Source organism: Leucobacter sp. wl10 (genome assembly GCF_003569785.1).
In the GTDB taxonomy this organism is placed as follows: Bacteria; Actinomycetota; Actinomycetes; order Actinomycetales; family Microbacteriaceae; genus Leucobacter.
The window spans coordinates 19,707-39,050 of sequence record NZ_KZ984002.1 but is presented as its reverse complement, the minus strand read 5'-3'; the positions used below and the strand labels follow the sequence as shown (position 1 = coordinate 39,050).

General features: G+C 71.4%; 18 protein-coding genes. 1 reads left to right on the top strand and 17 read right to left on the bottom strand.

Features of this window, described 5'->3' with window-relative positions; translation table 11 throughout:
* Nucleotides 1–5: 5 nt before the first annotated feature.
* The 9 genes from D1J51_RS13490 to D1J51_RS13450 form a co-directional block, all read right to left on the bottom strand.
* A complete protein-coding gene (locus tag D1J51_RS13490; protein ID WP_119076020.1) occupies nt 6–206 on the bottom strand; it encodes a hypothetical protein in 201 nt (66 codons plus the stop codon).
* Entirely contained in the window at nt 203–4,027 is a 3,825-nt protein-coding gene (locus tag D1J51_RS13485; protein WP_119076018.1) for an AAA family ATPase, read from the bottom strand. Before D1J51_RS13485 ends, D1J51_RS13490 begins: the two co-directional genes overlap by 4 nt.
* Nucleotides 4,028–4,105: 78 nt before the next feature.
* On the bottom strand, nt 4,106–5,251 hold the full coding sequence (locus D1J51_RS13480; RefSeq protein ID WP_119076016.1) for a DmpA family aminopeptidase: 1,146 nt from the start codon (nt 5,249–5,251) through the stop codon (nt 4,106–4,108).
* On the bottom strand, nt 5,248–5,889 hold the full coding sequence (locus D1J51_RS13475; RefSeq protein WP_119076014.1) for a TetR/AcrR family transcriptional regulator: 642 nt from the start codon (nt 5,887–5,889) through the stop codon (nt 5,248–5,250). Before D1J51_RS13475 ends, D1J51_RS13480 begins: the two co-directional genes overlap by 4 nt.
* Nucleotides 5,886–7,388 carry an APC family permease gene (locus D1J51_RS13470; protein ID WP_119076012.1) on the bottom strand — a complete coding sequence of 501 codons (1,503 nt, stop codon included), beginning with the start codon at nt 7,386–7,388 and terminating at the stop codon, nt 5,886–5,888. Before D1J51_RS13470 ends, D1J51_RS13475 begins: the two co-directional genes overlap by 4 nt.
* 282 nt (nt 7,389–7,670) lie before the next feature.
* Complete coding sequence (locus D1J51_RS13465; RefSeq protein WP_119076010.1) at nt 7,671–9,029, bottom strand: uracil-xanthine permease family protein; 1,359 nt, start codon at nt 9,027–9,029, stop codon at nt 7,671–7,673.
* 167 nt (nt 9,030–9,196) lie between these two features.
* On the bottom strand, nt 9,197–9,559 hold the full coding sequence (locus D1J51_RS13460) for a cupin domain-containing protein (RefSeq protein ID WP_119076009.1): 363 nt from the start codon (nt 9,557–9,559) through the stop codon (nt 9,197–9,199).
* Nucleotides 9,556–10,977, bottom strand: coding sequence for an NAD(P)/FAD-dependent oxidoreductase (locus D1J51_RS13455; RefSeq protein WP_119076007.1), 1,422 nt, complete (start codon nt 10,975–10,977; stop codon nt 9,556–9,558). Before D1J51_RS13455 ends, D1J51_RS13460 begins: the two co-directional genes overlap by 4 nt.
* A gap of 143 nt (nt 10,978–11,120) precedes the next feature.
* Nucleotides 11,121–11,858, bottom strand: a complete 738-nt coding sequence (locus tag D1J51_RS13450; RefSeq protein ID WP_119076005.1) for a CYTH domain-containing protein — start codon at nt 11,856–11,858, stop codon at nt 11,121–11,123.
* Nucleotides 11,859–11,969: 111 nt separating this feature from the next.
* Here D1J51_RS13450 and D1J51_RS13445 point away from each other — a divergent pair, with 111 nt between their 5' ends.
* Nucleotides 11,970–12,548 (top strand): hypothetical protein, encoded by a 579-nt coding sequence (locus D1J51_RS13445; RefSeq protein WP_119076003.1) that lies wholly within the window; start codon nt 11,970–11,972, stop codon nt 12,546–12,548.
* An 80-nt stretch (nt 12,549–12,628) separates the two neighbouring features.
* Here D1J51_RS13445 and D1J51_RS13440 read toward each other — a convergent pair whose 3' ends face one another.
* Genes D1J51_RS13440 through D1J51_RS13405 form a run of 8 tightly spaced genes read right to left on the bottom strand, consistent with a single transcriptional unit; the run spans nt 12,629 to nt 19,337 of the window.
* On the bottom strand, nt 12,629–13,117 hold the full coding sequence (locus D1J51_RS13440; RefSeq protein ID WP_205547897.1) for a DUF3237 domain-containing protein: 489 nt from the start codon (nt 13,115–13,117) through the stop codon (nt 12,629–12,631).
* A gap of 56 nt (nt 13,118–13,173) precedes the next feature.
* Nucleotides 13,174–13,929, bottom strand: a complete 756-nt coding sequence (locus D1J51_RS13435; RefSeq protein ID WP_119076001.1) for a maleylpyruvate isomerase N-terminal domain-containing protein — start codon at nt 13,927–13,929, stop codon at nt 13,174–13,176.
* Nucleotides 13,910–14,767: a fumarylacetoacetate hydrolase family protein gene (locus D1J51_RS13430; RefSeq protein ID WP_119075998.1), complete on the bottom strand. Its 858-nt coding sequence runs from the start codon at nt 14,765–14,767 to the stop codon at nt 13,910–13,912. Before D1J51_RS13430 ends, D1J51_RS13435 begins: the two co-directional genes overlap by 20 nt.
* Nucleotides 14,767–15,849 carry a cupin domain-containing protein gene (locus D1J51_RS13425; RefSeq protein WP_119075996.1) on the bottom strand — a complete coding sequence of 361 codons (1,083 nt, stop codon included), beginning with the start codon at nt 15,847–15,849 and terminating at the stop codon, nt 14,767–14,769. The genes D1J51_RS13430 and D1J51_RS13425 overlap by 1 nt, the downstream gene beginning before the upstream one ends.
* A 26-nt stretch (nt 15,850–15,875) precedes the next feature.
* Nucleotides 15,876–17,312, bottom strand: a complete 1,437-nt coding sequence (locus D1J51_RS13420) for an NAD-dependent succinate-semialdehyde dehydrogenase (protein WP_119075994.1) — start codon at nt 17,310–17,312, stop codon at nt 15,876–15,878.
* On the bottom strand, nt 17,309–17,989 hold the full coding sequence (locus D1J51_RS13415; RefSeq protein WP_119075992.1) for a 4-carboxy-4-hydroxy-2-oxoadipate aldolase/oxaloacetate decarboxylase: 681 nt from the start codon (nt 17,987–17,989) through the stop codon (nt 17,309–17,311). Before D1J51_RS13415 ends, D1J51_RS13420 begins: the two co-directional genes overlap by 4 nt.
* Nucleotides 17,986–18,645, bottom strand: a complete 660-nt coding sequence (locus D1J51_RS13410; RefSeq protein ID WP_119075990.1) for an RraA family protein — start codon at nt 18,643–18,645, stop codon at nt 17,986–17,988. The genes D1J51_RS13415 and D1J51_RS13410 overlap by 4 nt, the downstream gene beginning before the upstream one ends.
* On the bottom strand, nt 18,642–19,337 hold the full coding sequence (locus D1J51_RS13405) for an RraA family protein (RefSeq protein WP_119075988.1): 696 nt from the start codon (nt 19,335–19,337) through the stop codon (nt 18,642–18,644). The genes D1J51_RS13410 and D1J51_RS13405 overlap by 4 nt, the downstream gene beginning before the upstream one ends.
* Nucleotides 19,338–19,344: the final 7 nt, after the last annotated feature.

The window sequence follows — 19,344 nt, the reverse complement described above, 5'->3', positions numbered from 1 at the left end:
CCACCCTACCCCCAGTGCGGCGGGCGGTCCTCCCGCAGGCGCGCGTCGTTCTCGTCGCTGCCGCGCTGCTCGGCGGGCGGGTCGCGGGGCTCGGGATCGCTGCCCTCCGGTGCGGGCAAGGTCGCGCGGCGCGGACGACGCACGGTCCGCGCCGCACCGCCGTCACCGGGAGCGCCGCGGTCCCGGCGCTCCCGGCCCGCGCTCATCCCCGTGCGCCGCCGTCCTCGGACGCCTCATCAGCCTCGTACCCGACGATGCGGGCGATGCGCCGCGCGACCTCGTCGGGGTCCGAGAAGAGGTCGAAGCTCTGCACCCGGTGGTAGTGCCAGCCGAGGCGCCGCAGCACCGCGGGGCGCAGGCGCAGCGTGTCGCGCAGGCTGTCGCCGGCGTCGCCGCCCGCTCCCAGGTCGAGATCGATGGCGATGGCGCGCTCGCCCAGCGACGCGGCGAGCGGGATCGCACCCCGGTAGTCGATCGCCACGGTGAGGCCCAGCGCCTCCAGCCGGTCGGCGAGCTCGCCCAGCATGGGGTCGCGCTCCGCCGGCAGCGACGGCGGCTCGGGGGTCGGGTGCTCGAACGCGAGCAGCTCGGCCAGCTCGACCACGCCGTGCTTGATGCGGGCCCGGTCGAGGTCTTCGGGCTTGAAGCAGCTCACGATGGTCATGGCACGACGCGCGCGAGTCATGGCGACCGCCAATAGCCGCTCGCCGCCCGGGCGGCCCAGGCCGCCGAAGTTCGACAGCACGCGCCCGTGCGGGGTGCGCCCGTAGCCGATCGAGAAGATCACCCGGTCGCGGCTCTGCGCGGTGGCCTGCTCGAGCGTCAGCACCGCGAACGGCTCGGCGCGCTCGCCCAGCAGGAACTCGCGGTATTGGGGGAACTTCGAGAACGCCTGCAGCACCGCTTGATACACCCGCACCGCGTGCCGCTCGCTCGCGGTGATGACCATCAGCGACTCGCCCGTCCGCTCGCTCGCGTGCTCCAGCACCAGCTGCACCACCCGGTCCACCTCGGCGTCGGTGCTCTCGACGGCGCCGGTCTGCTGATCCGGCAGCCCCTGGCCGCCGCGCACGAACTCGTAGGTGAGGCTCGAGTGCCCCAGGAAGCTGCCGGCCCACGGCAGCGACTGGATCGCGCCGTCGTAGAAGCGGGTGTTGACGAGGTTGGTGAGATCCTCGCCGCCCGCGCGGTAGCTGCGGGTCAGCGTGAGCGTGGGCAGCACCTCGCCCAGCTGCGCGAACGCGGAACTGCGGTGCAGCGCCTCGATGTCGCCCGTCCGATCCGGCTCATCGGCCGGATCGCCCACCGAGATCTCGAAGCGCGACGGGGTCTGCGTCATCGTGTCGCCGAAGGCCACCACCTGCTCGGCGCGCCGGATCGCGCCCAGGCTCTCGACCAGCGTCGACGCTCCGGCGTCCACGAGCAGCGCGGTGTCGAAGCGCATGGAATCCGGCAGTTGCGCCACCTCGTACGGGGACATCGTCCAGACCGGGGCGAGCACGGAGATCAGGTTCGGCGAGCGCTGCATGAGCGCCGTCGCCGACACGTAGCCGCTGCGCAGCGCGTCACGCATGGCGAGCGCCTCCTGCTTGTGGTCGAGCACGGCCACCCGCCAGGCGTCGGCCAGCGAGCCGGCGAGATTGACCCCGTTCGCGCCCGAGTGGGCGTCGTCGACGAGCCGGAAGTCGGCTTCGAGGCGCTCGATCACACTCGTGTTGGCGCTGAGCAGCGCGGGATTCGTCTGCAGCATGCGCTCGAGCGCCGACTGCCACCACGCGAGCTCGAGTTCCGCTGAGACGTCCCCGGCCGGCACGTGGCGGGCCGAGAGGTCGTCGAGCAGCGGTTCGAGGTGCGCGGCGCGCAGCCGCTCCACGATGGTGGTGCGCTCCTGGATGTTCTGCAGCACCTCGGACTCGCGGGCGAGATCGGAGATGCGGCTCGCCAGACGGCCGAGCGAGAGGTTCTTGAGCCTGTCGGCGTCGGCGGTCGTGCTGAGCACCCGATCGAGCTGGTCGAGATCCTGATACGCCGACTGGAAGGCCACCACCACGTCGGCGATGCCGAGCGGCACCTCGGGCCGCGCCCCGACGATCGTCGTGTAGCGCTGCCAGAGCACCCGCTGCTGCTGGATCTGCACGAGCCGCGAGTACATGTCGGTGATGTGCACGCCGGGGCGCACGTACTCGCGGGCGAGCTTGCGCAGCCGGCGCTTGTTGGCCGAGTTCATCTCATCGCCGCTCCTGGGGGCGTGCGCCGCGATGACCTCGGTGAGCGAACGGTCGTAGACCTCGGGCGTGAAGCGGTCGAGCGTGTCGCGGATGCCCATGAGCAGGCGCAGGTAGACGCCCAGCTCGGCGATCGTCTCGTAGGGGCGCATCGACGTCTGGCTGACGACCTCGTTGGCCATCGAGATCAGGCGGGGCAGCTGCGACTCGGCGAGGTCCACGGCGAGCGCGTAGGCCGAGCGCGCCTCCTCCGTCGTGCCGAAGTCGACGCCGTACCACGGCGAATCCTCGGGTCCGTACTGGAACTGCCCGAGCCGCGCCACCTCGGTGAGCGCCTCGGCCACCGAGGAGCGGTCGAGCGTCAGCTGGCCGAGCGCCTGGTCGTCGAGCCGCACCGTGGTGCTGGGCGGCCGCTCGCCGAGGGCGAGCACCGTGAGCCTGCGCAGGGCGTCGAGCGGCGAGACGCCGAAGCGCTCGTCGGGCTCCGACAGGGCTCTCTGGTAGTCGAGCAGCACGCCGCGCAGACGGGTGAGCGCCTCGTCGACGTCGCGCAGCTGCTCGGGTCGCGCGTTCTCGTTGCGACTGATCGCCTCGACCAGGTTGCGGCGCAGGCGCGGCGGGCTCACCGAGAGGCCGGCGAGCCCGGCTCGGGTGAGCCGGTGGGTGATGCCGTCGAGTGTGGCGCGGCGGGGAGACACCACGAGCACCCGCCTGCCCGCGCGCACCAGGCTGCCGATGGCGTTGACCACGGTCTGCGTGCCGCCGGTGCCCGGGAGCGTGTGCACCACGAGCGAGTGGCCGGCGTCGATCTGCGCCAGCACGTCGTCCTGCTCGACGTCGGCGTCGTAGAGGTAGCGGTCGGTGTCGGGCGAGCGCTCGTCGGGCGGCGTCGGGTTGACCGGTTTGTAGGATTCGGCGAGCCGGCGCCTGGCGGGCTCGCTGCCGCAGACGGCCTGCAGGATCGGCACGTCCAGGTCTCTCGCGTCGACCGCCATGCGATGCGACACGTTGTGGAACGACGACACGACGAGCCGCGGCTGCACCACGAAGTCGGGCACTCCCGCCACCATCTGCCGCAGCCGATCGATCACGGGCTGCGGCTTGAACACGCCCTCCGACTGCGAGAGCTCGATGAGCGCGCGCGCGTCGAGCGTGATGCCGAACTGCTCGCGCAGCACCCGGATCAGCTCGGAGTTGACCACCGGGAACTGCTTGAGCTTGAGCTCGAAGTCCCGGCCGTAGCGGCGGATGGCGAGCGGTCGCAGCAGCACGGGGGCGCAGAAGTCCTCGCCCTCGAAGCTCCACTTGGCGATGCCGACGCCCAGGTTGACGGTCTCGAGGCCGCGCACGGTGCGCATCTCGATGGCCTTGTCCGTGACGCGCCCCGCCGCGACGCGAGCGTGCCGCAGCGCGAGGTCGTCGCGGATCAGCGCCGAGAGCAGGATCTTGTTGCCGGTGATGAACTGCGGCAGGCCGCCCGGATGCGTGGTGGAGAGCTCGATGCGGTTGGCGGGGCGGTCGTCGAAGTGGAGCAGCGGGTTGCGGCCGCCGATGTCCGCGAGCTCGCGGCGCCAGTCGGCGTGCTCGTCGGCGTAGGTGTCCACGAGAGAGACGGGACCCGTCAACTGGGCGGCGAGGTCGGAGTCGGCGGCTTTCGGCGCTACGGGGTCGGGCCCGACCGGATCCGGCGCCTTCGCGAGCGCGCCCTCGTTCCGGGGCCGCGCCGCCTCCGCGGCCTCGCCCTCAGCACCGTTCTCGCCGCGCCCCCTGTCGGGCCGCCGTCGCCGATCAACACTCCACACACCGCCACCCTAAGCGGTGAGCCGGGGAATCCCCGCAATCCGCGCGGTGTTTCGCGGCCCGGTCGCGATCTCCGACCATCACCGGCCGAACGCCGCGCGGATCTCCTCGTGCGGCAGCGCGTAGCTGACGTGGCCGTCGCGACCCTCCATGTCCTTCGCGGCGACGAGCACGTTGAGCACGGCCTCCTCGGTGGCCTCGACGACGGCCGCGTAGAAGGGATCCATGCTGCCCCAGCTCACGTGCTCGATCTGCTCGACCTGCACCTCGCCCTCGTTTCCCATGCGGGACATGAGACGGCCCTCGTTCGCGGTCGAGAACGCAAGGAAGATGTCTCCTGAGAAGTGGCTCCCGGTGGTGCCGGTGCGCGCCAGACCGAGCGTGACGCGCCGGGCCAGTGCGCGGCACTGATCCGGCAGCATGGGGGCGTCGGTCGCGACGATCACGATGATGCTCCCCGCCCCCGGTACGGCGTGCGCGCCGGTGCGGGTGTCCCGCTCGAACCAGTCGCCGGTCTCCATGGTGTTGGGCGCCTCGGAGTCGGGCCCCAGCTGCTTCCCGGCCACGCTCAATTCCTTGCGCGAGCCGAAGTTGGCCTGCATCAGCACCCCGACCGTCCAGGCCTGATCGTCCGACCGGACCACCCGCGAGGCCGTGCCGGTGCCGCCCTTGAAGCCGTAGCAGTTCATGCCCGTTCCACCGCCGACGTTGCCCTCGGCGAGCGGTCCGCTGGTGGCGGCGTCGAATGCCGCCACGGCGTGCTCGGGCCGCACGGAGTCCGCGTTGATCGAGTTCAGATAGCCGTCCCAGGTCTCCCCCACCACGGGCAGCATCCACTGCGCCGCGCTGAGGGGGTCGTGTTCGGCCATCCACGCGTCGACTCCCCGGTGCACGGCGCCCACCGCGTGCGAGTTGGTGATGGCGATGGGCATCTGGAACTGTCCCGCCTCCTCGATCCAGCTCCGTCCCGTCAACTCGCCGTTGCCGTTCAGCGACTCGATACCCGCCGCGCACGCCGATGCCGGAGCCCGCCTGCCCCGCGGCAGGATCGCGGTCACCCCGGTGCGGGCGACCGCGGGGCCGTCCTCCAGGATCGTCACGTACCCGACCTCGAGGCCGGGCACGTCGGTGATCGCGTTCCAGGGCCCGGGTTCGCCCTCGAACGGGATCCCCAGGTCCCGCGCGCGGGTCGGCGCAGTGCCGAGAGTAGACAGGCTGTCGGTCATGCGAGCTCCTTCGTGTCGAGAGCAGACGACGTGTCGGCTGCCCGGTCATGCAGTGTGCAGTCCAGCGCGATCTCGGCGAAGCCGACCGCGTTCCGCAAGTAGCGCTCCCGCCCGTTGTCGGCGGGATCGAGCATGTAGAGGCCGTAGGCGTCCTCGAGCGCGACGAGGTTGTCGGCGATCATGTCGACGCTCATGCGAGGCGCGAAGGAACCGAGAGCGATGCCGACCTCGATCACGGTGCGGTAGAGCGCCAGCTGCCGCTCCGTGAGCTGCACGAGGCCCGCTCGGAACTGCGGGCGATCCCGGATCACGCTGCTCACCTCGTAGACGACGCGCAGTTCGTCGCTGATGCGACGCGGGATCCCCGCGTCGAGGAGCATGCGCAGGCGCTCCGCAGGATCCCGCACTCCCTCGATCAGGCGCCGCCGACGCTCGCTGAACTCTTCGAGCACCCCCCGGACGGCCTCGGCGACCAGCTGGTCGAAGCTCTCGAAGTGGTAGAGCACGCTTCCCGCGCTCACCTCTGCGCGCTGGGCCACGGCCCGCACACTCGCGCCCGCGAGCCCCTGCTCGCCGATCACCCGGCTCGCAGCGGCGAGCAGTTCTTCCCGTCGCAGCTGGCTCTTCGCCGTCATCATTCACGTACCTCCGCATCGACCGCTTCACGTGCTGGCTCGCTCGGAATCACCGTAACCGACTGCGTCAGGGCTGCATAGCGATGGGGGGCGCGCCGCTTCATCACCAGACCGACGACGATGCCGCCGATGAACACGACGGGCACGCATGCGAGCAGCAGCCAGTTCACCGGACCCTCGAACCCCGACACGAGATCGAAGCGCAGCACGATGACGGCGAAGGCGCTGAGCAGGCCGATCGCTCCGAGGATCGGCGCGACGACGACGCGTGCGAAGCCGAATCCGCGGCGGTCCTTCCAGAAGAACCCGATGACCGAGACCGCAGCGACTCCCTGCGCGAACACGAGCCCCGCGACGCCGATGGCGTAGGTCCACAGGCTGATCCCCATGTAGGGATCGGCCCCGGAGAGCGCCCCGATGATCATCGTCACCAGGCTCAGCACCGTCAGCACAAGGCTCGCGACGTGAGGCGACCGCATGGTCGGGTGCGTCCGCGCGAAGACGGCGGGGAGCAGACGCTCGCGGCCGAGGGAGAACAGGTAGCGCGCGCAGGCGTTGTGGAAGGCCAGGACGGCGGCGAAGAAGCTGGTGACGATGAGGATCTCCATGACCACGCCGGCCCAGGCGCCGAGCGCGTTGTCGCCCGCGATGAACATCATCTCCTCGAAGTCGTCGGAGTTGGCGAGCGCCATCAGCCCGTCGACCCCGAATGCGACCACCAGGATCCAGAAGGTGAAGGCGTAGAAGATCGCGAGGAACGCGATGGCGATGTACGTCGCCCGCGGCACCGTGCGGTCGGGCTGCTTCGCCTCCTCCGCGTAGATCACGGTGCCCTCGAAGCCGAGGAACGCGCCGAAGCCGAAGACGAAGAGCGCGCTTGCGCCGGCGGCGAAGAAGACGTTCTGCGGCGCGAAGGAGGCCACGGCGGGCTCCCCGAGCGCGGTGCCGTTCTGGATGATGACCGCGATCGAGACGATCAGCAGGATCGCGATCTCGGCGGTGAGGAGCACGGCGAGCACCTTCGCGCCCACGTCGATGCGGCGGTAGCCGAGCACTCCCACGATCACCACGCACAGGCCGGCCCAGACGCCCCACGGAAGATCGATCCCGAACAGGTGCGCGAAGGTCAGGTTCGCGAAGAAGCCGAGCATCGTGTAGAAGCAGATGCAGAGGAAGCCGTACGCCACCACGGTGATGAACGCGACTCCGATGCCCACCGGCTTGCCCAGTCCCGCGGCGGCGTAGGCGTAGAAGGCGCCGGTGTTGCGCACGAACCGGGACATCGCGGTGAAGCCGATGGCGAAGAGGATCAGCACCACCCCGCTCGCGAGCATGGCTCCCGGGGCCCCGATGCCGCCCACGAGGAACGCGAGCGGCGCCGAGCTGACGGCGACGGTGAGCGGCGCAGCGGCCGACACCACGAAGAAAACGATGTCAAAGGTGCCCAGCTTGCCCTTGGCGAGCGAGCCACTCGATGGTGTCACGGTTGTATCACTGGTCATGTGCAGATACTCCTCAGCACTTCGTCGTGCGGTTGATTTCTGAACAACTGTATCAACTATTTTGAGCAATACAAGCCTTGAATATCAATGTTTTCGCGTTAAATCTGAACGATTGTTCAATAATACTTCGAAGGTGACGACGGAGCCGCCGAAGATCCACGCACCGGCGCCCCGAATATCCCGTCCGCGGTGCAGATACACCGGACGCGAAACGGGCCCGATCCATGCGTGGTTCGGGCCCGTTCCAGGCTCCTCGAGCCGCGCAGCTCGAGGGGTTTCGCGCTACCCCCGGGGCTCGGCGGGGTGCTCAAGCGCCCCCGTCACCACGGGATCCGCCACCTCGACCTCTCCCCCGCGCAGCCTCGCGAGCCCGCTCATGAGGTGGTACACCGCGATCGCCGCGACCGTGCCGAGGGCGATGCCGTTGAACACCACCGAGCCGACCTGCAGCGTGAAGTCGGCGATGCCCACGATGAGCGCGACGGCCGCGGTGAACTGGTTGATGGGCCTGCCGAAGTCGACCCTGCTGTCGATCCAGATCTTCACGCCGATGAGGCCGATGAGGCCGTACAGCGCGACCGTCACGCCCGCGAGCACGCCGGCCGGGATCGTGTTGATGAGCGCGCCGATCTTCGGCGAGAAGCTGAGCAGCACGGCGATGGCGCCGGCCACCCAGTACGCCGCAGTCGAGTAGACGCGCGTCGCCGCCATCACGCCGATGTTCTCACCGTAGGTGGTCGTGCCGGATCCGCCGCCGAAGCCGGCGAGCACCGTCGAGACGCCGTCGGCCAGCAGCGCCCGGCCCGTGACGGGATCGAGGTCGCGATCGATCATGAGGCCCACACTCTTCACGTGGCCGACGTTCTCGGCGACGAGCACCAGCACGACGGGAAGGAACGCGGGCAGCAGGCCCCACAGCGTCGGGTCGGCGAACGGGTTGCCCACCGCGTGGAAGGCCGGCAGGCCGATCCACGCCGCCTCGTCGACCGAGGAGAAGTCGACCTCGCCCATCGCCACGGCCGCGACGTACCCGACGACCACGCCCAGCACGATGGAGAGCCGGCCGATGAGCCCGCGGAACAGCACCGTGATGAGCAGCATCGCCACGAGCGTGACGAGCGCCACCCACCCGGAGAGCTCGGTCGCGTTCCAGTTGTTCCTGACGGCTGGGCCGAGGTTGAAGCCGATCAGCGCGACGATGGCGCCCATCACGACGGGCGGCATGAGCGCGTTGATCCACCCGGTGCCCCACTTCGCGACCACGACGCCGACGATCGCCACGAGTACGCCGATGGCCAGGATCCCGAACGAGGCGCGCGCGAGACCCTCGGCGCCGAGGTCGCCGCCCGCGGTCGCCGCCGTGATCGGCGCGATGAACGCGAACGAGGATCCCAGGTAGCTGGGCAGCCGGTTGCCCGTGATGAGCAGGAAGAGCAGCGTGCCGAGGCCCGAGAAGAAGAGCGTGGCCGTGGGGCTGAAGCCGGTGAGGAGGGGCACGAGGAAGGTGGCGCCGAACATCGCGACCACGTGCTGCGCGCCGAAGCCGATGGTGCGCGGCCAGGTCATGCGCTCCTCGGGCAGCACGATCGCGTCGGATGAGACGCGCCTGCCGTCCTCGTGCAGCTTCCAGGGCAGCGCCATCGGGGCTCCTTCGTTTCCGGGGTCGACGCGGTCGCGCCGACCCACCATCCTAGCGGGCCGTCGCGCCGCCTACCTCCCGGTCGCGCACACGGGATCGGCCGTGGATCCGGGGTCCTCCCCGGAATCCGCCGTGTCCACGGCAGATCGCATCGCTGCGGTCGAGGGCTCTACGCCGCGGAGATGTAGACCTTGCGGATGTGGTCCTCGACCGTCCAGCGGGTGCGTGTGCCCGCCACGAGGCGCATCACGTCGCCGGGCCCCACCTCGACGGTGCGGTCCTCGTCGAGCAGCTCGATGGTCGCACCGCCCGAGAGCACCACGAAGAGCTCATCGACCTCGGTGTCGGTGACCGCGCCGCCGCGCAGCTCCCAGATGCCCGTCTCGGCGCCGCCGACGGCGCCGAGCTCGGCGACGCCCTGCCGGGGCGAGCCCGAGACGGTGTCATCGGCGGGCACGTCCTCGAGTTCGACGGGGGCCGCGATCCCGCGCACCGCCCCGTTGCGCCCGTCCGGCAGCAGGTGCCCGCTCACGAGTCGAAGCCCAGGCCGAGCGCGTCGAGCGTCTTGAGCAGTACGTTGCGCTTGCCGTCGTTGTGGTCGGCGCGGTCGAGCGACCAGCGGGTGAGGTTGATGCCGATCGACGCGGCGGGCTCGGGCGGGAAGGGCAGGGGCACCTGCTTGACCATCTCGAGCTCGGTGCGCTCGGTGACGCGCCCCTCGAAGCGGTCCACCAGCACGTCTGCGGCGAAGTGCGTCGCGCCGACGCCGAGGCCGGTGAACCCTGCCACGTACTGCACGCGCCCCCCGTGGGCCTGGCCGAAGAACGCGCAGAACCGGGTCGAGGTGTCGATGACGCCCGCCCAGCGGTGCGTGAACTTGACGCCCGCGAGCTGCGGGAAGGTGGTGAAGAAGTGGCTTGCGAGCTTGCGGTGGCTCTCCATGCGGTCCTCGTACTCGCGCTTGATGCGCCCGCCCGCGAAGTAGACGGCGTCGTAGCCGCCCCAGAGGATCCGGTTGTCGCCGGTGAGGCGGGAGTAGTGGAACTGGTTGGCCATGTCGGCGAGGCCCTCGCGGCCCTCCCAGCCGATCGAGGCGAGCTGCTCCTCGGTCAGCGGCTCGGTCATCAGCGCGTAGTCGTACACCGGCACCGTGTGGAAGCGGTAGCGCTTCAGCAGCGACGGGAAGACGTTGGTGCAGAGCGCTACCCGCTCGGCGGTGACGGTGCCGCGATCCGTGGTGAGCAGGATCGGAGCCTCAGCCGAGCCCTCGAGGCTCTTGACCGGCGTGTGCTCATGGATCTCCACGCCGATCGATGCCGCGTGCCTGGCGAGCTCCGCCGCGAGTTTGGCCGGGTGCACGTTCGCGTTCTCGCGTGGCGAGAACTCGCCGCCGAGGAACGTCGGCGACTTGATGCGCTGCTGCACCTGCTCGCGGTCGAGCGTCACCACCTCGGGGTCGTCGCTCTCGCCCAGCCACTCCGCCTGGTAGGGCTCGTTGGCGACCGAGAGCTGGCCCGTGCGCTCGAAGTCGACGTCGAGCCCGTGCTGCTCGATGAAGCGCTCGATCGCGTCGAGGTTCTCGTAGCCGAGCCGCCGCAGCGTGCCCGTCTCGTCGGGCCAGCGCGACTCGGCGTTGGGCTCGCCGTGCGTGATGCTCGCCTCGCAGAACCCGCCGTTGCGCCCCGATGCCGCCCAGCCGACCCGCACGGCCTCGAGCAGCACCACCCGCCGCTCCGGGTGCTCGGTCTTCAGCTTGATCGCGGTCCAGAGACCCGCGTATCCGCCGCCCACGACCGCATCGTCGACGCGCTGGTCGCCGTCGAGCGCTGGGTACTTCGCGGCCGAATCGGCGATGTCCTCGGTCCAGAAGACGCCGAGCCTGGTCTCTGCCAGGGAGTCCTCGACGGTCCTGGCGGCCGGGCGATGGGTTTCAAAAATGGTGGGGTGCATGGGGTCCTCGTCTTCGGTGTCCGTTACGATCCTCGCACATCGGCGCGCAGATGTACATGCTCATGTCAACGTTATTGACATTACTCGGGGCGCTCAGGCGAAGGCTGCATCTCCGCCGCGCGCGTCGCGCTCCGACCCGCCGCTCACGTGGCCAGCCTACGCCCCGCCTCGCGGTCGGCGGCGTCGAGTTTCATGAGAGCCTCGAGCGTCGCCTCGTCCGCTCCCCCGGCGCGGGCCGCGGCGAGCAGGCGGCCGGTCGAGCGGGCGATCTTCGCGAAGCTGAGCGAGTGCACGCCCCCCGCCGTGAGCAGCACCGACTCGACGCGATCCAGCACCTCTGCGTCGACGCCCGGCATCAGCTCGGCCTCCCACTCCCGCCACGCGCGCTCCACCGCTTCGATCAGGTCCAGGGCGTGCACCCGGTCGTCGGCCAGCTCGACCGCAGGGCGCCCCTCGCGGTCCCGCAGCATCACCACGGTGCGCTCGGTTCGCAGCTGCGCCACGGGCAGCACCTCCGCGGCCGCATCGCCGATCCTGCCCCGCAGCTCCTCGCGCAGGCCCTCCGGCACGGCGCCGCTCGGAGGCCACAGCAGCTCGCGCACACCGGCTCCCCCGCGCTGCTTCAAGTGCCACCCCGCGTCCTTGCCGCCGTGCCGCTCGCGCATAGCGAGCCCCCGGTCGGCGAGATCACCGCGCAGCGTATCGAAGTAGCGCGCCGAGAGACGGTGCGTCACGGGCGGCTCCGGATCGAGCCCCACCTCTCTGAACCGCTCCGCCGCGGGCAGCGGGATCCCCACCGACACCTCGTACTTGCGCTCGATCTCGAGCGCCTCGGCTCCGGGATCCGGTGGGTTCCGTGCGCCGCTCGCCTGTTCCGCCACATCGACAGCTTACGGCCCGCGCCTCCGGGACTTCTGCGAGCACGCCCGCCCGGGCGGATGGGCGGTGCCCGCCCGGTTCGAGGCGCACCGGCCCGCGGCTACACTGGCCGGGTGGCGGCGGAGGCGGAAGCGGAGGCGGGCAGAGCGGCGGCGGAACGCGCGACGCTGGCCTGCGCCACCGCGGTCGCGCACCTGCGGGCCGGCGGGGTGCCCGTCGAGTCCCTCGCAGAGTACGTGGCGTCCAGGCGCGTTCTGCTGTGGACCCGGCCCGCGACCATGCGACCCCTGGGCGAGGTGTGGCGGATCGGTTCGCTGCTGCTCGGGACCGACGGCGATCTGTACGCGCTGGGAAAGGCGACCCGAGCCGCCGAGCGAGGACGTCCGGGATACCAGTCGGCGTCGCGGGAGGAGCGGCGCGAGATCGCCGCGGCCGCGCTGCGCGGCGGCTACCCGGCGGGCGCTCCCGTCAACTTCGACGCGCAGCGCATCCCGCTCTCCTCCGAAGGGGACGGCGCGCCGCGGACCGGCTCCGATGCCGCCGCCTCCCGCGAGCTGCCGGTCGGCTACGCGGACGGAGAGTTCCGCGTGCGCTGGCGCGCCGGAGCTCCCCTCGCGGGCGCGCCGACGCTCGCGGCGTTCCTCCGCGAGCGGGTCGATCTGCTGCTGCACCCGCCGTTCCGCGACGGTTGACGTCCCAGCGGGGGCTCGGCGGCTCCGGCCGCCGCGCCCCGATCCCGCGGCGTCATCTCCGACGGGACGTCGCGGGCCCCTCAGGGGCGCTGGCGCGCCAGCGCCGCCCGATAGCTCAACCGGAAGAACCGCAGGTGCACCCCGTCGTCGCCTTCGTGCCCGCGTCCGATGATCACGCTCTCCCTGAGCCACGCGTACTCCCGCGCCGCGGTGTCGAACCGCGGGAAGGCCTCCCCCCACTCCGCAGCCCCGTCCTCCGTTTCCGGGGCCTCGTCGGATTCTTCCGGCTCGTACCGCCCGGGGTTGTGGATGCTGATGATCGCGCCGTCGTCGGACCTCAGCAGGTACCGCGCATCCAGCACCAGGCTCCCCGGCGGACGAGTCGACCACCAGTCGCCCCCGTAGGGGAGAACCTCGCCGTTCAGGCGCGGGCCGGAGACCGTCCCACCCATGATCGGCGAGAACCAGCGTTCTTCGCCCCCTGCCCCGCCGATGCGGAGGGGCTCACCGACGCGAACTCGCACCTCGAACACGAAGTCCAGGCGCGGATCGATCAACTGCATGGTCATCGGGACCTCCTTTCACACATGATTCTCCGCTGCGCCGCTGGGCTGCGCGGAGAAAATCACAACCATCGCGGCGGCTGAAGCAGCCGCCCGCTCGCCTCTCGCACCCCCGCAGCGCCCCGTCCGGTTCCCCAGGCGACGAGCGCGGCTGCGCTCCCCCGCACGACGGCGTCGGTGTCGGAGGCAGCGGCGGCGCCCCGCGCCGGTGCCGCGAGACGCGCGTCGTCGGGGGCGAGCCTGATCACCGGGTCGCCCGCGGCTCGCCTGCGCGCCCACACGGCCGGGATGTCCTCCAGAAGCAATTGCAGCAGCCGAGGCGGAAGGTCGTCGAAGCGCGCCCCGTGCGCGAGATCGATCGCGTGCAGCCAGACCTCGCGCGTGCGCATCCACACCACCTCGGACACGGGAACCTCGCGCCCCTGCGCGGTCCGAACCGTCCGGCTCCAGGCCTCGGAGGGGAGATCCCGCAGTTCGACGTTCAGGTGCACGGCGGCGTGCACGGACAGGTGCCGGAGCGCCTCCGCCGGCAGAGACGCACCGAACTCGATCTCCCGGGCCCGTTGCGCCTCCGACTCGTACATCGGAGTCTCGATGCCGGTCCGCGCCCAGCGCACGAGGCGCGCAAGCGCCCGTGCGTTGAAACCCACATGCGCGACGACCATGCGCCTCGTCCACCCCGGCAGCAGGGAGGGGGCGTCGAAGCCCTCGTCCTCCACCTGCCTCAGCTCACGCGCCCAGAACGCCTGCCCGCGCCGCATGAGCAGCAGCGCGCGGGCGAGAACCGGGTCGTCGACGTTATCCGTCCGCGCCGCCATCGTCCGCCTCCATCCTCACCGTGTTCTCGATCCTGCCGATCCCCTCGACGGAGGTCGTCAGCCGGTCGCCCGGCGCGAGGTACCGGGGCGGCTTCCGGGCGTGGCCGACGCCCCCCGGCGTTCCCGTGGCGATCACGTCGCCCGGCTGCAGGGTGACGATCGTCGAGATGTACGCCACGAGCGCGGCCGGCGAGAAGACGAGGCCGTCGGTTGCCGCGCTCTGAACGACCTCGTGATTCACCTCGGTCCGCAGGACGCCACCCGGCTCGAACTCATCGGTCGTCACGAGCGCCGGGCCGAACGGAGCCGTGCTCTCGAAGGTCTTGCCCTGGAACCACTCGGGCGAGCGGTACTGGTAGTCGCGCATGGTCACATCGTTGATGATCGAGTAACCGGCGATGGCCGCAGCCGCGGCCTGCTCCGATGCGGCGCGCACCGTCCGGCCGACCACGACGGCGAGTTCGCCCTCCCAGTCGACGGCCCCGGGGGCGGCGGCCGGGAGCACGATCGGATCGTACGGCCCGATGAGCGCCTCGGGGTACTTGGCGAACAGCGTCGGGTACTCGGGCAGTTCACGGCCCATCTCGAGGATGTGGTTGCGATAGTTCAGACCCACGCAGACGATCTTGCCGGGCCGAGGGATCACCGGCGCCCACATCTCAGGGTCGAGGTCGAACAGGCCGTGGATCGGACCCTTCGCCTTCATCGCCCGCATCCGCCAGCCCGGTGTGCGCAGCACCGCGCCCACGTCCGCCGCCTCGGGGATCTCTACGGCGAATGCTCCATCGAGGCGGACCGCGACGGTTCCCGTGGGCTTGCGCAGGGTTGCGAGGCGCATCAGCGCTCCTCTCGGCTCGGAATAAAGGTGCGGGCGAAGCCGAGGCGCTCGATGACGGGGGCGTCGCTGAAGCGGAACAGATCGAAGCCCGTCTCCGCCCGGAGCGTCCACGGCACCCAGCTGGGCACCGCGAAGAGATCGCCCCGCTCCAGCCGGTGCTCGGTCCCGCCGAGCACCACCGATCCCCGCCCCTCGAAGACCTGCCACACCGACGATCCCACCTCGTGCCGCAGCGCCGTCTCCGCACTCTCCCGCAGGCGGTGGAACTCGCAGCGGATGGTCGGCATCACGTCGCCGCCCGTCGTCGGATTGGTGTAGCGGATCGCCGCGTGGCCCTGCTCCACCGTCGCGGGCTGCCCTTCGTCCTCCAGCGCGAGCTGCTCGCGCAGCGCCGCGTCGGTGTACTCCCAGCGGTAGGCGCAGAGCGGCGAGCTCGTTCGCCCCTCGAGCTCGGACAGCGGCCGGAGCCCGGGGTACGCCCACAGGCGCTCGGCTCGCGAGATAGGCGGCGAGGCCTCGTCGGTGACGCGGTCGGCGCCGAACTCGAAGAATCCCACGTCGGTGTAGTTCGAGAACGGGATGTCGAGGCCGTCGAGCCAGGCCATCGGCGCGGCCGTGTCGTTGTGGTGCCCGTGGAAATGCCACCCCGGCGTGAGCAGGAGATCGCCGCGGCTCATGCGCACGGGATCGCCGTTCACCACCGTCCACACTCCCTCCCCCTCGACCACGAAGCGGAACGCGTTCTGACTGTGACGGTGCTCGGGGGCGGTCTCGTGCCCGCCGAGGTACTGGATCGCCGCCCAGAGCGTCGGCGTGGCGTAGGCGGTGCCGGGCAATCCGGGGTTGCGCAACCCGATCGCGCGACGTTCCCCGCCCCGGCCCACGGGAACCAACTCCCCCGACCGGCGGGCGAGGTCCAGCAGCGTCGTCCAGCGCCACACGTGCGGCACCGCGGCCGGCTCGGGCACGACGGGCATCAGGTCGTCGCGCTGGGTCCACAGCGGGGCCAGTTCACCCGCCTCGAAATCCTCGTAGAGCCGCCGCAGCTCCGGCGTGTCGGCGGTACCGTTCATCTGCTCCATGGCTGTCGTCCTTTCGTGTTCGTCGTTCAGGCTTCGCTCACGAGCTTCGAGTGCAGGAAGTCCTCGATGCCCTCCGAGCCGCCCTCCGAGCCGTAGCCGCTCTCCTTCACTCCTCCGAAGGGCGTTTCGGGCCCGACGAGCCGGAAGTGGTTGATCGCGAGCATCCCCGCCTCGATCCGCTCCGACACCTCCCGCGCACGGGAGCGCGAGTCGGTGAAGGCGTAGGAGGCGAGCCCGTACGGCAGCGCGTTGGCGAGCCGCAGCGCTTCGTCGGTGTCGGCGAACGGGACGGCGAGCGCCACCGGCCCGAACGGCTCCTCGCGCATGATGCGCGCGGCCGGGTCGACCTCGGCCAGCAGCGTCGGATGCCAGAAGTATCCGGGCCCGGGCGCCTCCCCTCCGCCGGTGACGATCCGCGCCCCGCGGTCGACCGCGTCGTCGACGAGCGCCGCCACCGCGGCGGGTCGCCGCTCGTGCGCGAGCGGGCCGAGCGTGGTCGACGCATCCAGCCCGTCCCCCATGCGCAGACGGGAGATCTCATCGGCCATGGCGCGGACGAAGCGCTCGTAGACCCCCTCCTGGATCAGGAAGCGGGTGGGAGCGATGCAGATCTGCCCGGCGTTGCGGAACTTGCTCGCCACCGCCCTCCGCGCCACCGTCTCGGCGTCGGCGTCGTCGAAGACCAGCACCGGCGCGTGTCCGCCGAGCTCGAGGGTGGCGCGCTTCACGCCGTCGGCCGCGAGACGGGCGATCCGCTTCCCCACTGCGGTCGAGCCCGTGAAGGTGACCTTCCTGACCGCGTCCGAGCGGATGAGGTGCTCCGAGACCTCGGCAGGCCGGCCGAAGACGACGCTGAGCACGCCGTCGGGAAGCCCCGCGTCCACGAGCGCGCGCGCAAGCGCGAGCCCCGTCGCGGGCGTCTCCTCGGCGGGCTTGAGGATCACCGGGCACCCGGCCGCCAGTGCGGCCGCGAGCTTCCGCGCCGGGATGGTGATCGGGAAGTTCCAGGGGGTGAACGCGGCGACCGGGCCCACCGGCTGCCGCAGTACGAGATCCCGTCCGCCGGGCACGCGGGAGGGGACGATGCGGCCGTAGGCCCGTCGTCCCTCCTCCGCGAACCAGTCGAAGATGTCCGCCGCAGACACCGCCTCGGCGGTCGCCTCCGCCACCGGCTTGCCCTGCTCCATCGTGGTGGCGCGCCCGATCTCGGGCGCGCGGACTCTCAGCAGCTCCGCCGCCCGGCGGAGCATGCGGTAGCGGTCGTAGGCCGTCGTGGCCCTCCAGGGGTCGGCGGCCCGCTGGGCGCGCTCCAGGGCATCGTCGAGGTCGCCGACGGACGCAGCGGGCAGACGGGCGATCACTTCGCCCGTCGCGGGGTTGCGCACCGGAAGCGTCTCGCGCCCGCCGGCCGAGCGCCACTCGCCTCCGACCAGCAGCGCCAACTCGGGGTAGTCCGCGTTCATCGTGCCCCTCCCGGGTTCTCGTCTCGCACGGACCTCGAGCGGGAGAGGCCGTACAGGTCCATCGTGAGCGCGCCGCCCCGGATCCGCGCCAGGTAGTGCTCCTCCTTGGCGGTGCGCTCGCGCGCGGCATCGAGCACCGTCCGCAGGGCGGACTGCGGGATCGCCACGACGCCGTCGCAGTCCGCGACGATCACGTCTCCCCGCGACACCGGAGCGCTTCCCAGGCGGATCGGCTCCCCCACCGTGCCCCACTCGTCCTTCAGCGTTCCCTCGATCGCGACGTGTGCGCTGAACACGGGGAACCCGAGGCTCTTGAGCGCCGCGGTGTCCCGCACTCCCCCGTCGATGACGAGCCCCGCCACCCCGCGCTGCTGCGCGGCGACGGCGAGCACCTCGCCCCAGTAGCCGTGAGACGATCCGCGGGCGTCGACGACGAGCACGTCACCGGTCTCGGCGGCCGCCACGGCGCGATGCAGCGGCAGGTTGTCCGCGACACGGGTGCGCACCGGAAGCGCTCGCCCGGCGATCTCGGCCCCCTCCCACACGGGCCGCAGCCGCGGCGGCAGGAAGCAGTCGATGCCCGAGGCCTCGTACAGGGTGGCGGTGCCGAGGGACAGGAGCTCGGCCCGCAGCTCCGCGGAGATCCGACCGAGCTCCTGCGCTGGCACGGCGCTCATGCCTCGTCTCCGCCCTGGCGCTGCAGCAGGTGATAGCCGTACCGTTCGCGCGCTTCGGCGATGCCCATTCCCGCGAGCACGCCGCGGAGGATCCCGCTCTCCCGCTGGACGATCCGCTCGCAGACGGGGAGCACCTCGTCGACGAGCCCCCAGGGGACCGCGACGACGCCGTCGGCGTCGCCGACCAGGAGGTCGCCCGGTTCGATCCTGGCACCTCCGACCGCGACCGCGCCGCCCACCTCGGCGACCTCGACCCGGTCCTTGCCCGTGCGCATGAACCTGCCCGCGCTGAAGATCGGGTAGCCGTCGCCGATCGCGCGCGCGACGTCGCGGCAGACGCCGCCGATCACGGTGCCGGCGACGCCCCGGTCGTCGGCCATAGCCGTGAGGATGTCGCCCCACACGGTGCAGTCGAGCCGACCGGCGTTGTCGAGCACCACGACCTCGCCCGGTGAGACGTCGTCGAGGTAGTCGCCCACGGTCCCGGGCGGCGACGAGGCCGGGACGTAGCGCACGGTGAAGGCTCTGCCGCACAGCCTCGCACCGTCGAAGAGGGGGGCGATGCCGAGCAGCGCGCCCGGCACGCCGAGACGATCGAGCGCGTCCGAGATGGTCGCCGTGGAGTACTCCCCCAACGGGTGAGCGGCGGCGGTCATCGGCTGCTCCTCTCTGCGGCGGGTTCGGGATCGGGATCCGCTCCGGGGAACCGGCTGTCGTGCATGACGGCGACGACGGATTCTCCCCGCTCCACTGCCTCGGCCATCTCGGCCTCGCGGCGCACGAGGCGCTCCGCGAGCTCGACGACCTCCCCCGCGCGGTCGGCGGGGACGAACACCACCCCGTTCTCGTCCGCGATGACCAGATCGCCCGGGCGCACCACCATCTCTCCCACCGCTATCGGCACGCCCTCCGCCTGCTGCACGATGCGACCGCGGGCGCTGACCGGGAGCACCGCGCGGCCGAAGACCGGGAACCCGAGCGCGCGGCTCTCTCCGATGTCGCGGCACGCGCCGTCGATCACGACGCCGGCGAGCTCACGGCGGGACGCGGCCCGGGCGAGAATACCGCCGAAGCAGGAGACGTCGAGGCGTCCGTCGTTGGCGATGACGAGCACCTCGCCGGCGTTCGCTGCCTCGATCGAGGCCGCGCCGACGTGATCCGCCGGACCGTCGCTCTCCCGTGGGCCGGCCCGTACCGTGCGCACGGGGCCCGCGACCACGCCCTCCGACCGCCACAGTTCGCGAAGACCGAGCACCGCACCGCGCAGTCCCAGCGCGTCGAGCGCGTCCGACACGGCGCACGAGTCGAGATCGCGCAGCCGCTCCGTCAATTCCTGTGTCCTGCCCATTCAGCGT